This window comes from Kitasatospora sp. NPDC094016, from assembly GCF_040304045.1.
Taxonomy (GTDB): domain Bacteria; phylum Actinomycetota; class Actinomycetes; order Streptomycetales; family Streptomycetaceae; genus Kitasatospora.
In genome coordinates this window covers 202,778-215,633 of record NZ_JBEOUK010000002.1, presented here as the reverse complement: position 1 = coordinate 215,633, position 12,856 = coordinate 202,778, and the positions used below count along the sequence as shown (strand labels likewise).

Annotated in this window: 11 protein-coding genes; 2 read left to right on the top strand and 9 right to left on the bottom strand. The window is 72.5% G+C overall.

Annotation, left to right across the window (positions count from 1 at the left end):
- Nucleotides 1-333: 333 nt before the first annotated feature.
- From ABT015_RS02730 to ABT015_RS02695, 8 genes are all read right to left on the bottom strand, one after another.
- Nucleotides 334-972 carry a DNA-3-methyladenine glycosylase I gene (locus tag ABT015_RS02730; RefSeq protein ID WP_350876022.1) on the bottom strand — a complete coding sequence of 213 codons (639 nt, stop codon included), beginning with the start codon at nt 970-972 and terminating at the stop codon, nt 334-336.
- Between the two features lie 102 nt (nt 973-1,074).
- Nucleotides 1,075-1,599 carry a hypothetical protein gene (locus ABT015_RS02725; RefSeq protein WP_350876020.1) on the bottom strand — a complete coding sequence of 175 codons (525 nt, stop codon included), beginning with the start codon at nt 1,597-1,599 and terminating at the stop codon, nt 1,075-1,077.
- Nucleotides 1,600-1,779: 180 nt separating this feature from the next.
- Nucleotides 1,780-2,577, bottom strand: coding sequence for a 2OG-Fe(II) oxygenase (locus ABT015_RS02720; RefSeq protein WP_350876018.1), 798 nt, complete (start codon nt 2,575-2,577; stop codon nt 1,780-1,782).
- A complete protein-coding gene (locus ABT015_RS02715) occupies nt 2,574-3,191 on the bottom strand; it encodes a methylated-DNA--[protein]-cysteine S-methyltransferase (RefSeq protein WP_350876016.1) in 618 nt (205 codons plus the stop codon). The genes ABT015_RS02720 and ABT015_RS02715 overlap by 4 nt, the downstream gene beginning before the upstream one ends.
- The gene (locus ABT015_RS02710; RefSeq protein ID WP_350876014.1) at nt 3,188-3,838 is read right to left on the bottom strand and encodes an RNA polymerase sigma factor; all 651 of its coding nucleotides are present in this window, start codon (nt 3,836-3,838) and stop codon (nt 3,188-3,190) included. The genes ABT015_RS02715 and ABT015_RS02710 overlap by 4 nt, the downstream gene beginning before the upstream one ends.
- A 186-nt stretch (nt 3,839-4,024) precedes the next feature.
- On the bottom strand, nt 4,025-4,297 hold the full coding sequence (locus ABT015_RS02705; RefSeq protein ID WP_350876012.1) for a hypothetical protein: 273 nt from the start codon (nt 4,295-4,297) through the stop codon (nt 4,025-4,027).
- Nucleotides 4,294-5,454, bottom strand: coding sequence for an inorganic phosphate transporter (locus ABT015_RS02700; protein WP_350876010.1), 1,161 nt, complete (start codon nt 5,452-5,454; stop codon nt 4,294-4,296). The genes ABT015_RS02705 and ABT015_RS02700 overlap by 4 nt, the downstream gene beginning before the upstream one ends.
- Nucleotides 5,455-5,596: 142 nt before the next feature.
- Nucleotides 5,597-6,895: a terminase gpP N-terminus-related DNA-binding protein gene (locus ABT015_RS02695; protein WP_350876008.1), complete on the bottom strand. Its 1,299-nt coding sequence runs from the start codon at nt 6,893-6,895 to the stop codon at nt 5,597-5,599.
- Nucleotides 6,896-7,623: 728 nt separating this feature from the next.
- On the opposite strand from ABT015_RS02695, the gene ABT015_RS02690 reads away from it, so the two are divergent.
- Both ABT015_RS02690 and ABT015_RS02685 read left to right on the top strand, forming a co-directional pair.
- A complete protein-coding gene (locus ABT015_RS02690; RefSeq protein ID WP_350876006.1) occupies nt 7,624-7,863 on the top strand; it encodes a hypothetical protein in 240 nt (79 codons plus the stop codon).
- A 336-nt stretch (nt 7,864-8,199) separates the two neighbouring features.
- Entirely contained in the window at nt 8,200-8,595 is a 396-nt protein-coding gene (locus tag ABT015_RS02685) for a DUF2637 domain-containing protein (protein ID WP_350876004.1), read from the top strand.
- 175 nt (nt 8,596-8,770) lie between these two features.
- Here ABT015_RS02685 and ABT015_RS02680 read toward each other — a convergent pair whose 3' ends face one another.
- Nucleotides 8,771-12,580, bottom strand: coding sequence for a ricin-type beta-trefoil lectin domain protein (locus ABT015_RS02680; RefSeq protein ID WP_350876002.1), 3,810 nt, complete (start codon nt 12,578-12,580; stop codon nt 8,771-8,773).
- Between the last annotated feature and the right edge of the window lie 276 nt (nt 12,581-12,856).

Here is a 12,856-nt window from a genome sequence, read left to right as displayed (position 1 = left end):
TACTGGGCCAGCACCACGGTCCCGCCGACGAGCAGGACCATGGGGCCGAGGCCGAGGTGGAACTTCAGGTGGCCGGCGACGAGTTCGAGCGTGACGATGATGAGCACCGGCCCGAGATCGGACCAGTGCGGGCGGAATCTGTCTTTCCCCCGGAAGATCCGTTCTTTCACACTGCGCACACTACGCCGCCCTCGGCCCGGCGGGCCCGGCCTCACAGGGGGATGGGTCGACGGCCGTGCGGCTCCCGTCAGGGCAGGTCGAATACCGACGAGTCGGCTGGTACCCCTGCTGCCCGACGACGGTGAGCGGCGCGGCGTAGGCGCTGTGGTGGGGTCATGCCGGCCAGATTCCGGAGGAACCGCGGCGGTGGGAGTCCACCAGGTGGGTGTCGATGATGCCGATGGCTTCCATGAGGGCGTGCATGGTGGTCGGGCCGACGAACGCGAACCCCTGTGCGCGCAGTGCTTTGGACAGGGCCTGCGATTGGGGGGAGGTGGTGGGGATCTCGGCGAACGTGCGCGGTCTGGGGGTGTCGAGTGGCTTGAACCCCCACACGAAGTCGGTCAGGCCGCCGTGTTCGCGCAGCCGGACGGTCGCCCGGGCGTTGGCCACGGCCGCGAGGATCTTCGCGCGGTTGCGGACGATCCCGGCGTCGGCCATGAGGCGTTCGACGTCGGTGTCGCCGTAGCCGGCGACCCGGTCGGGGTCGAAGTCGTCGAACGCGGCGCGGAACGCCGGGCGCTTGCGCAGGATCGTCGCCCACGACAGCCCGGCCTGGAAGGCTTCCAGGCTGATGCGTTCGTACAGCCCTCGCTCGTCGCGTACGGGCATGCCCCACTCGGTGTCGTAGTACTGGCCGAGCAGCGGATCGGTGCCGGCCCACGCGGGGCGGGCGAGCCCGTCCTCGCCTATCACCACCCCGGGGTCGACGGAGCGTTCGGGGGCGGAGGCGGGGGCGGTGTCACCGGCCATCGGGAGGGTTCCTCGCTGTTCTTCAAAGGGGCGTGGGTTGCCGGGCGTTCGCGGTCGGGCCGCCCGGCCGGGGCGGCACCTCCGACAGGTCGGACAGCGCCGTCATCGTGATGTGCCGGGGTCGGTGACCGTGAGGCCGCCGTCGTCGGTGACGGTCCAGGTGGCGCCGTTCGTACCGGCTCCGGTCAGGCCGCGCAGCTGCCGGGCGCCGACCAGGGCCAGCGTGGCGGGGCGGCCGATGGCGGCGGTCGCCAGGGTGCGGTCGGGCCGCCAGGACGTGGACCACAGCAGCCGCCGGGCCACTTGGGCCCAGCCGACCTCCGGGCCGGTCATCACCCACACGTCGGCCGGCGCGTCGGCGAAGTGGCGGGCCTGGCACAGCCAGGAGGCTGCGGTCTCCGGCCAGGTGGTCGTGGCGGCCACGACGCCGCCGACGGCCTGCCAGGCCCGGGTGATCGCGTCGGCGCCTGCCAGCGCGGCCGGGGTCCGGCCGGAGCCGACGGCGATGCTCCGGGCGCCGCGCGCCTCGGCCAACGCGACCAGCACGGTGACTTCGGTGTCGGTGACTGCCAGGTCGGGGCCCGGCGGTGAGGGGTCGGTCAGCAGGGGGCTGGTCAGGGGGTCCATGGGGTGCCTTCCTCGTCAACGTTCTTCCACTGCCGGCAAGGGGCCCGGACGGCACACCCCGCCCAGCCGGTATCCGACCGCCGCGACACCGGCCCCGGCGGCGGGCACCGTCTGGCCGCGTCGGCGGCGGCACGGGCCGGTGAATGGTGGATGGTGAAGGCGGACAGGCCGCCGGGGACGCTAGGCGGCGTCGTGGAAGACCAGGGCCAGGGTGTGCCGGTGCCCCGAGCGGACCGCCGAGACGCCGTGCCGGACCGGGGCGGCGGACCAGCCGCGCGCGGAGCGCACGGGTCGGTCGCGGGTGGTGAACACGTAGCCGTGGCCCTGCGGGAGCAGGGTGGCGGTGCCGCGGGACTGGGCGCGGGGGCGCTGCTCGACCAGCAGGAACTCCCCACCGGTGTGGTCGGTGCCGGGCCGGTCCAGGTTGATCACGACCTGCAGCGGGAACACCAGGTCGCCGTACAGGTCACGGTGCAGCGCGTTCCAGTCCCCGGCGCCGTAGCGCAGCAGGATCGCGGTGGACTTGGACTGCCCGGCCGCGTGGCACATCCGCAGCCACTCGTCCAGGGTGTCCGGCCACGGCGCGGTGCGGCCGAGCCGTTCCCACCAGGTGCGGGCGATGGGCAGCAGCCGCGGGTACAGGGCCTGCTTGAGCCGCTCGACCGGCTCGGGGTAGGGGGCGTGGAAGTACTTGTACTCGCCGGACCCGAACCGGTGGCGGGCCATGTCGACGGTGGAGCGGAACAGCTCGGGCCGCCCGTACAGGTCCCGGAGCCGGCCGGCCTCGTCCGGGGTGAGCAGCTGCGGCAGCAGCGCGCCTCCGAACGCGTCGAGTTCGGCGGCCACCGCGTCCCAGTCCGCGGTCTCGGCCCGGCCGCCCCACGGCCCGCCCGCGGTGGCGCCGTCCGCGCCGGGAGCCGTTTTCCCCCTCTTCGCGGTGGTGACGGTGGTGACGGTGGCGACAGTGGTGGCGGTCATGCCGAGGCCTCCAGTTCCAGCAGTGCGGTCTTGGCCTCCAGGCCGCCGATGTAGCCGCCGAGGGTGCCGTCGGTGCGCAGCACCCGGTGGCAGGGGACGACCACCGGCAGCGGGTTGGTCGCGCAGGCCGTGCCGACGGCCCGCACCGCCTTGGGGCTGCCGACCAGTTCCGCGACCTGGCGGTAGCTGCGGGTCTGGCCGTAGCCGATCTCCGGCAGGTGCTGCTGGACCAGTTGCCGGAAGCCCTTGGACAGGGACAGGTCCAGCGGCAGGTCGAACGCGCGACGGCGGTGGTCGAAGTACTCGTCGATCTCCCGGGCAGCGGTGTCCAGCCGGCCGGGGGCGCGCAGGATGCGCGGGCTGACCTTGTCGGCCAGGGTCTGAAGGACTCGGTCGTGGTCCTCGACCGCGTAGGCGACACGGACCAGGCCCAGGTCGGTGGCGGCCAGCAGCAGAGGGCCGACCGGGGAGTCGACGACGGTGTAGGCGATGTCGACCAGGGCGGCGGCCTGGGCCTCGGCCTCCAGTCGGCGGTGCAGTCGGGCCAGGGTCCCGGCGTCGACGGGAGCCGACAGCACGTTCAGGACGTCATCGTGGGATCGGGTGCCGCTCATGTAGCTGCTCCTCTCGAGGTCGCGCCCGGATAGTGTTTTCGTAGATTCTTCAGACCGTCCGCCGCCGCCCGGCGCGCCGCCGCGGTGTTCCCACCCAGGACCGCCGCGATCTCGTCGTACGACATCCCGGCCAGATAGCGGAACGTGACCGCCTGCCGCTGCTTGCCCGGAAGACGCCCCACCATCTCCCACAGCTCGCCGTCGTCAGCGCCCGGAACGCCCGACGAACTGGGCGCCTCCGGCAACTCCTCGACCGGCAGCGGCCGGCGTCCGGCGGCGCGCAGCACGTCGATCGCCTTGCGCCGCGCGATCGTCACCAGCCACGCCTCCACGTTCGCCGCCTCCGGCAGCCCTGGCCAGGCCCGCATCGCCGCCAGGAACGTCTCCGACCAGGCGTCGTCCGCGTCGTGTGTCCCCAGCAGCGCCCGGCACACCCGCAGCACGGTCGCGCCGTGCTGCTCGACCGCCTTCTCGAACGGTTCCCTCATCCTCGCCCTGCCGTAGACCTTGAATCCGAACCGGTGTGTTCGAGCTCCCGAAACAGCAGGCCGGTCGCGGCCGGCACTGCCGTCCTCCACGTCCGGCGGCCTCCGCCCGGTCTTCGGGTCGTCGCCGTGCCCGGCCGCCTTCTGCACCTGCTGTCTCACCTGGAAGACGGTGCGGGTGCCGAGAACGTGAGATCCGGATTTCACCCGCCGACTCCGTGGATCCCGGCCTGCCGGCCTGCTGCCGCCGAGGACGAGCGCACGGGCGGACTCGGACGTACGGCCCGGGCGGAGCCCGCACCTCCCGGCGGGACCGGCACGCGCCGGGACGGCCTGGACGGCGGGCGGTCAGCGGTGGCTGACGATGACGGAGATGCCCCAGCCGATCGCCGCGAGCACCACCGCGAAGATCAGTCCCGCCAGGGTGGCGCCGACCGGCCCGGCGGCGGGCCGGACCGCAGCCGGCTCGCCGATCGAGCCGGTCGAGCCGGTCGAGCCGGTCGAGCCGGGCGGGTTGAGCAGGCGCAGGCCGAGGGCGAACAGCGCGGGCAGGCCGGCGCCGGTGAGCAGGCCCACCACGACGATCCTCCACACCGCGTCCAGGTTGATCCAGGCGTTCACGGGCTCACCTCGTCCGTGGCCTTGACGGGCTCCGGGGCCACCGAACCGGTCCACGCCGCGTTGACGTTCTCCGGCGTCACGGCCGGATGGCGGGAGGCGGCGAAGAAGGCGACCGACGCCGCCACCAGCACGCCGACGATCACCACCACGCCGGCCGTCCCGCCGATCCCGTTCGCGGCCCGGTAGGCCAGCGCGCCGACCAGGGCGGAAGCCGGCAGGGTGAGCAGCCAGGCCGTCACCATCCGGCGGGCGAGCTGCCAGCGCACCACGGCGCCGCTCCTGCCGATCCCCGAGCCCAGGATCGACCCGGTGGCCACGTGCGTGGTGGAGAGCGAGTAGCCGAAGTCGGTGGAGCAGAGGATCACGGCGGCCGAGGCCGACTCGGCGGCCATCCCCTGCGGCGGTTCGATCTCCACCAGCCCCTTGCCCAGGGCCCGGATCACCCGCCAGCCGCCGATGTAGGTGCCCAGGGCGATCGCCAGCGCGCAGGAGAGGACCACCCAGGCCGGCGCCTTCGCCCCGGTGGGCAGGGTGCCGTTGGCGATCAGGGCGAGGGTGATGGCGCCCATGGTCTTCTGCGCGTCGTTGGTGCCGTGGGCGAGCGAGACCATGGAGGCCGAGCCGATCTGGCCGATCCGGAAGCCGCGCCCGCGCGGGCCTTCGGGCACGTCGCGGGTGAGGCGGTAGACCAGGAGGGTGCCGACCGCGGCCACCCCACCGGCGATGAACGGCGACAGCGCCGCGGGCACGACCACCTTGGAGACCAGCCCCTGCCACTTGACGGCCGAGGCCCCGGCGGCCGCCACCGTCGCCCCGACCACCCCGCCGATCAGCGCGTGCGAGGAACTGGAGGGGATCCCGAGGAACCAGGTGGCCAGGTTCCACAGGATGCTGCCGACCAGACCGGCGCAGACGACCGTCAGGGTGACCTCTCCCGTGGCGACCAGGCCGTTGGCGATGGTCGCCGCCACGGCGGTCGACAGGAACGCGCCCACCAGGTTCAGCACCGCCGACACCGCGACCGCGACGCGCGGGGGCAGGGCGCCGGTGACGATCGAGGTCGCCATCGCGTTGCCGGTGTCGTGGAAGCCGTTGGTGAAGTCGAAGCCCAGCGCCGTGGCGACCATCAGCGCCAGGACCGCGTCGTTGCCGGTCACGGACCCGAACCTAGCCCGCGCACCGGCCGAGGCGGCGGCCGACCCGCCCTGGCCCGGGGCCGCGCACCCGTTCGTCCGGCCGTTCGTCCGGTTGCGGGGCCCTCGGTGCCGGTGCTCGTGTCACGTGAGACCGGCCGGCGGATCAGACCCCGCGGTGGGGGGCGACTCCCGCGGATTGCTCACGATCGAACACGCGCCCTGGCGCCGAACCGTTCCTGTACAGGGCCTCGGCCTCGGCCTGGGCCGCCGGGGAGAGCGGGAGGTGGTCCTTGCCGCGCGGGCAGGGTGGGGCCTCGACACGGGGCGGGCGGACCGGGCGTTGCAACACGATGGCCCTGTCGCGGTCGACCAGCCTCAGCCCAGCACCCGGCGGCGCCAGTGCGTAGCAGGCGATGACCGCTCCGCTCGCGGCGGTGATCGACAGGAACGATTCCCCGAGGCGTCGCTGGACGTGCACTTCCGCGCCGGTCAGATCGGCCGAGACCGCGTAGAAGTTCCCGCGATAGGGCACCAGGCCCTGCGGCATGACCGTGCGGTCGACGCAGCTCTGGAGCGGGTACGGGGTGCCCGGCAGGTCCAGCAGCGCCGTCGCCGGAGCCGACTGGTCCGGGTCGCCGACCGTGCGGCCGCGGTCGTCCAGGGCGGACGCGTACCGGTCGAGGATCTCCTGGGCACTCCAGAGGGAGCGACCGTCCGGAACGGTGAGCCACCAGTTCTGGACGGTGGCGCGATGGGCCGCGTCCATGGCACTGACCCGGTCGGACCGGCAGACCTTGACCGTCACGCCGTAGTACTTGGCCACCCGTGCGAAGGCCGGCGTCACCCGACCGGTGTCCACGCACCACACGGTCGGCGACCGGCGGAACCGCCAGCATCCGGTGGTACCGCCCAGCCGCCGCAGCACCTGGTCGATCCCCTCGACGAGCTGCGGGAGTTCTCCGCCTTCGACGATCACGGCGCGCCAACGATCCGGCCGGGTGACCGAGCCCAGTAGCAGCCGGGCCGGGCTCCTGCCGTCCCAATCCGCCGGTGGCCCGGGAAGCTCCAGCCACTCGAACCGGACCTTCTCGTCCGCCGGACGCGGGGCGACGGCGCCGGCACCGAACCCGGCTGAGCCGCAGAGCTCGCAGGCCGGCCGGACCCGGTGCTTGCGCAGGGCCCGGGTGAAGGTCGAGTATCCACCCGGATAGCCCAACGCCGAGACCTCGTCGAACAGCGTGGATGCCGGCAGGTGCGGATCGTCCGCGAGTCGCTGGCGGCAGTACGGGAGGAAAGCGGAGAGCTGGTCCTGGGCCGAGCTGCGGATCCCCACGGTCCGCTCCCCGCGGAGGTAGAGCCTTACCGTCTTGCGGTCGTGCCCCAGGTGCCGGGCGATGGCCGAGATGGACCACCCCTGCAGGTGCAGGTCCCGCACATTCTCGTATTCCTCCTTGGTGAGCATCCACTGCTCCTCACAACCTGGACTTCACCAGCAGACGGGGCTCCGAATTCGAGCGGTCCCCGTACGGCCGCAAATGCTACACGACCACTCCGGACGAATAGGGGGAGGATCGAGCGCCGGGCGTGCGCCCTGGGGAATTTCAGAGAGCGCCGCCATCGAGATGAATTACGTCACGGCCCGTATCCCCGGGGAGGTTTGACGAGCCGCGCCGGAAACTCATATGGGACGACGCCCATATTCCACGGTAATCGGCCGGCGGGCAGCGGCTCACAGGATCGACCATTCGCCACCCGGGAGGCAGGTGGAAATCAGGATTCACCGGAAATCCATTTTCCGGCACCGAAAGTAAAGGGCCGGTCATGTGAGTCCGCAGGTAGCGGCGGCACCAAGGGCGCGGGCCAGGCCGTCACGAACGCGGCACGGCTCCGGTCGAACATCGAGAACCGGGTCCACTCCGGCCACGACACCGCCTTCACCACCGGTGCCGGCACACCTCCCACTGGCCCTTCACCCGCCCGCTCGACCGCCTGGACATCCCCCGAGGGCCCGTCTGCACCGGCACGGGAATTTGCGACAGCCCGGGCGGGCCCCGGAGCGCGGCCGGGCCCGAACCAGTCCGGGTATTTTCGGAGAGCGCCGGAATGCTGAATATGGAACGACGCCCGGATGCCGGATACGCGTCCCGGCAGCCATTTCGTTGATGGGGCATGAGTTCAATGTGCCAACCAATGACTCTGCCGCACCGCCCGCCGAAGGAGCCGGCGACCAGGCTCGGCGAGTGGTTCTTCGTCCCGGATCGGCGGAACCCTGCGGGTGACGTACGGATCGGCTACTTGTCATGCAACGGCGAACGGGTCGTCCTGCACCACTGCTCCAGCTACCTGGCCGACTTCCTGCGGACGCTCCGTCAGCTCGAGGAGGACTTCGGCCGACGCTGTGGCGCGGAGCCGGTCCCGACCGGCGCATGACGACCGAGATGCGCGCCGAACGGGCAACCGTCGCCCGGCGGAGACGGCAAGGACATGGAGGGCGCCGTGTATGACCCGAGAGCCGCTTTCCTCCCCCCGCACGGTGGTGCCACCCAGTTCGAACCAGAGGACTTGCCCACGTACCCGACCATCGAAGCCTTGGGCACCTGGGACCCGGGGAGTCCCTTCGTCCCGCACCCCCGCGCTCCCGTCAGCGATCCAGGCCTGTCCGGCGCCGGCCCCGGACGCCCGATCTCCCGACACCGACGGCGCACGCCCCCCGCCGAGGCCACCTGGTCACAGGTCCTCGGCTCGCTGTTCCTGGTACTCAGCACCATGACCGTCATCGCGGTGTGCGTGCTGGGCTGGTTACTCGCCTACGACCCACTGCGCAACCTGGCGCTCGACCGAGCGCCGGGCGGACTTCCTCACCTGTGGCCGCTGGTCATCTACGGGCCGTGGCTGGTGGGCTGCCTGTCGGTACTGCACGCCGCACTGGACGGACGTCGGCCCGTGCACTCGTGGGTCGTGGTGGTCGCCTTCTCCGCCACGGCGGCCGGTCTGTGCGTGGCCGACGCCTCACCGACCGTCCCCGATGTGATCGTCGCAGGCCTGCCACCGATCACCGGGGTGGTTTCGCTGCACCAGTTGGTGCGTCAACTCCTCTCCGGAAAGCGACCGCAACGCCCCACCTCCCACAAGGCGGGCCCTTCGAGGCGGGTGCGGCGATGACCGCCGTCCCATGCGGACGAGGTGTGGCACGGCTCGTCAGGAGGCCGCCCAGGTGGCGGGAGTGACCGGGCGGACGCGGCGGCGTTCGCCCTGACCGCCGGGCGCCGAAACGCCCGACGCCGGCCTCCGCGGGTGTTCGCGGAGGCCGGCGTCGGGGGTGCTGCCCGCCTGGCCGTCAGGTCAGCGGGATCAGCTTCCAGGACTGGTTCGCGCCGCCGTTGCAGTCCCAGATGCCCATCTGGGTGCCGTTGGTGCCGTTCCAGCCGGGTTCCTCCAGGCAGCGCCCGGAGGGGGCGTCGGTGGCCGCCAGGCTGGTGATCCGGCCGCTGGCCGGGTCGTAGCGCCACTGCTGGGCCGCGGCGGTCGGCTTGTCCGTGTCACCCGACACGCATGGGGCGAGCACCACCTTGGTGCCGTTGCCGGTCGCGTTCTGGGCCAGCGTCACGCAGACGCCGCCCGTCTGGAGGGTGCCGTCGAAGGCGAAGGTGAAGCGCTGGTTGGTACCGCCCCAGCAGCTCCAGACGTCGACGATGTTGCCGGCCGCCGGGCCGCCGTAGGCGTCCAGGCAGGGGCCGGGCGACCAGGCGTTCTGCACCGCGACGGAGCCGTTGGCGTAGCCCATGACCGCGGCGTCCTGGAAACCGGTGACCTGGTTGGTCCCGGCGGTGCCGTTGGTCGTGGCGCCCTTCCAGATCGCGAACCGGCCGCTGCCGTCGACGGTCCACAGGTCCGGCAGGCCGTCCCCGTCGAGGTCGCCGGAGGAGCCGATCCTCGGGTAGTTGGCCGCGGTGGTGCCCCTGCCGTCCAGGATCACCGCGCCGCCGGCCGGGCCGGCCAGCGCGCCGTAGTCGGGTGTGGCGCCGCCGGTGACGGCGTACGAGCGGATCTGGCCGGTGGCCTGGTTGCGGGCCCACAGGGTGGCCTGCGCGGTGCCGGCCGCCGGGCCGGGGTTGATCAGGTCGTAGCCGTTCCACACGTTGTCGGCGGACAGCTTGCGGGCGTTCTGGAGGGTGCCCGCCGCGGTGGGGCTGTACAGCCAGAGCGCGCCGTTCTCGACGCTCAGCAGCACGGTCTGGGAGATCGTGTACTTCGTGACGGTCTGCCCGGGGTTCTGCGGGTCCGGCAGGGTGACCGGCTTGGTGACCTCACCGGTCGGTGTGCCCAGCGCCAGGACCTGGCTCGCCTGCGCCCAGTCGCCCGGGTAGTTCAGCGTGCCGCAGTCGGACGCGAGCACGTTGTCGGTGCCGTAGCAGGCGGTGGGCTTGGCGAGGTCGGTCGGGATGCCGTCGAAGTGGCCGTTGCCGTCGTTCTTCACCTTGTACAGGTGCTTGGCCAGCTCGCCGCCGCCGGTGGTGTTGTGCGCCAGGACGTCGTCGACGAAGCTGCCGCGCTGGAGGCTGCCGCGGTGCGTCACTTGGTAGTTGGACCAGTTGGTGCCCCGGAAGGCCGGGTCCTGGGCGCCGGGCGCGGCCGCGGCCGGGGCGGCCGGGACGTTGCCGGGATCGGTGTTGGCCTCCATCACCCGCAGGTTGCCGTTGGCGTCCGGGGTGAGCACGTCGGGGCGGCGGCTGCCGGTGACGTTGCCGAACACCGGGGTGGCGTTCTTGTTCCAGGGCGCGTAGAAGGTGTACGAGCCGACCTGGCTGTAGTTGCCGGCGTTGTCCTGGGCCTGGAACCAGACGGTGTTGGTGCCCCAGGTCCCCGGGCTGTAGCGGAAGGTGCCGTTGCCGCCGGCGACGACGCCCTCTCCGTTGCCGCTGCCGCCCCCGCAGCCCCAGCCGGTCTGGTTGGCGTGGGTGGGGACGGTGGTCCAGCGGATGCACGCCACACCGGAGGAGTTGCCGCCGGCGGGGGCCGGGTCGGTGCCGGTCAGGGTGAAGGTACCCGGGTTGCCGGGGTCGCTCGCGAAGAACTTCGGGCTCGGGTTCGGTGTGCCGGACGGCGGGAAGTCGGCCGAGCCCAGCGAGACGGTCGGCGGGGTCTTGTCGACCCGGAAGTAGCACCAGTTGGTGTCGGGCGAGGTCAGGCCGCCGTCGGTGGAGTTGGCCAGCCAGCCGTACTGGTGGCCGTCGGTCAGCGAGCCGACCGGGACGCTCAGGGTGTTCCAGGCGCCCGCCCACGCGGAGCCCTGCACCAGCTGCCAGCCCTTGTCGTTGTCGTCCCACACGTGGAAGTTCGACTGGAGGTTCTGCCCGGACGGCGACCAGCTGTTCGCCGACAGGGTGATGTTCTGGTTGGCGCCGATCCAGCCCGGGTTGTCCCAGGGGCGCCCGGTGTTCGGGGTCTGGCAGGCGGCGTTCAGCGAGGGGTTGGACGCGAAGCCGGGGGTCGGCGAGGTCGCCGGGCCCCAGGTGCTGGGCGCGATGTCGTACCAGGTGGTGATGTGCGGGTTGTTGCCGAGGTGGACGCGGTAGAGCTTGTTCCGCTCGTCGTCCGGGATCAGCGCGATGGTCCAGTTGCCGGCGTGGCCGGCGGCCAGCTGCTGCATCGAGGTGGTGACGTCGAAGTTCAGTCCGCCGGTGCCGGTGACCGTCGCGCCCGCCACCTTGTTGCAGTTGCCCAGGTTGTCCCAGCAGGGCTGCTGTTCCCAGGTGGTGTTGCCGTCGATCGGCGGGGTCCAGTAGACGCCCAGCGGCGTCTGGGTGCCCGGGGCGGCCTGGCTGGTGACGTTGGTGTACAGCGTCGAGTTGTAGACCGTGGGGGCGGCCGGGGCGCCGCCGGGCTGGGTCCAGATCGCGGCGTTGATGCCGAGCTGGTAGTAGGCGCGGTAGCGGCCGTACCCGTTGCAGTCGGAGTAGCCGCAGTACCCGGTGCCGAGCTGGCCGAGCGCGTTGTAGTTCTTGGTCTTCGGGAAGTTCTCCTGGACCTGGACGGAGGCCTGGGAGGGGCTGTCGGCGCTGATCGTCGGGTCCAGGTACCACGGGCCGGTGCCCTGGCCGAAGGTGGCCGGATCGGGCGTCAGGTCGATGCCGTCCGCCGTGACGGCCGTGGCGATCGGCGCGACCACGGCGGCCCCGCCCGGTGCCTCCGCGGTGGACGGGGCGGCCGGCGCCGGCGGCGCGGCGGGTGCCTCGGCCGGGGCGGCGGCGCGGGTCAGCGAGCGCGACGCCGCGACGGTCCGCAGGCTCGCCGGGGCGGCCGCCGGAGCGGCAGCGCCGGACTGGGCGGCCGTCGGAGCGGCCGGGGCCGGCTGGGTGGTGGAGTCCCACTGGAAGGCGGTCGGGGCGTGGAACCGGACCGCCCCGGCGGCGTCGGTGAACGACAGGTTCCCCGCCTCGTCCTGGTGGGCGCTCAGGCCGTCCGCGCTCAGCGGGAAGTGCAGTTTGGCCAGTGCCGGGTCGGCCGCGGCGGCGGCCGTGCGCACCACGATGACGTCCCGCCAGCCGCCGTCCGGCCGCGCGGTGACCTGGAGGTCGACGTCCGGGCCGAGCACGCCGCGGTAGGTCGCGGTGGAGCCGGCCAGCTCCGGCCTGGGCAGCGTGAACGGGCTGCCGATCGCCAGCTTCTTGCCGTCCCCGGTGGTCAGGGTGGCCAGCATGCCACCGCCGCCCCCGGAGAGCGCGAGCGCGTTCGGGGTGACGGCCGGGCTGACCGTGCCGTCCGCGTTGGCGTGCAGCGTGGTGTCGACGGCGGCCCAGCCGGCGTCGCGCTTGACCCGGACGGGCTCCGCGTAGCTGGTGGTGGCGAGCCGGCCGTCGGGGGCGACGGTGGTCTCGGTGGCCTCGGTGGTCAGCGCGTCCACGGTGACGGGCTGTCCGCTCGCCTTGGCCTTGGCCCGGGCGTCGAGCAGGGCCCGGACCTGCGGGTCCGGGGCGGGCCCGGCGACGGGTTGGGCGGCGGGCGCGGGCGCCCCGCCCGGGGCATCGGCACCGGCGGCGGGGACGGCGGCCAGGCCGAGGCCGAGGAGCGCGCTGGTGGTCAGGGCGAGCAGGCGTCTGCCCCGCCGACGGGTCGTGATGACCGGCGGGGCTGGGGTGGTTCTCATGCTGGTTCGGGAGGTCCCTCCGAAGGGCCCGCGCCGGTTTCGTGCGGGCGATCGAGGATGAACGATCGCGAGTGAAAAGCCGCAGGTCAAACCGCATGTGATCTTGTGTGCAGTTGTCCGCTTTGTCACCCGTGCCCAGGTAAATGCTCGGCAAAATATGAGGGCTCGACGAGGCTCGTTCAGCTTGACCCTCCGTCACGCGCCTAGGGTCCTGGACGATCACTCGATCTCATTCGTGATCAATCATTCGATACGGATCTCACTTGGAGAGTCACG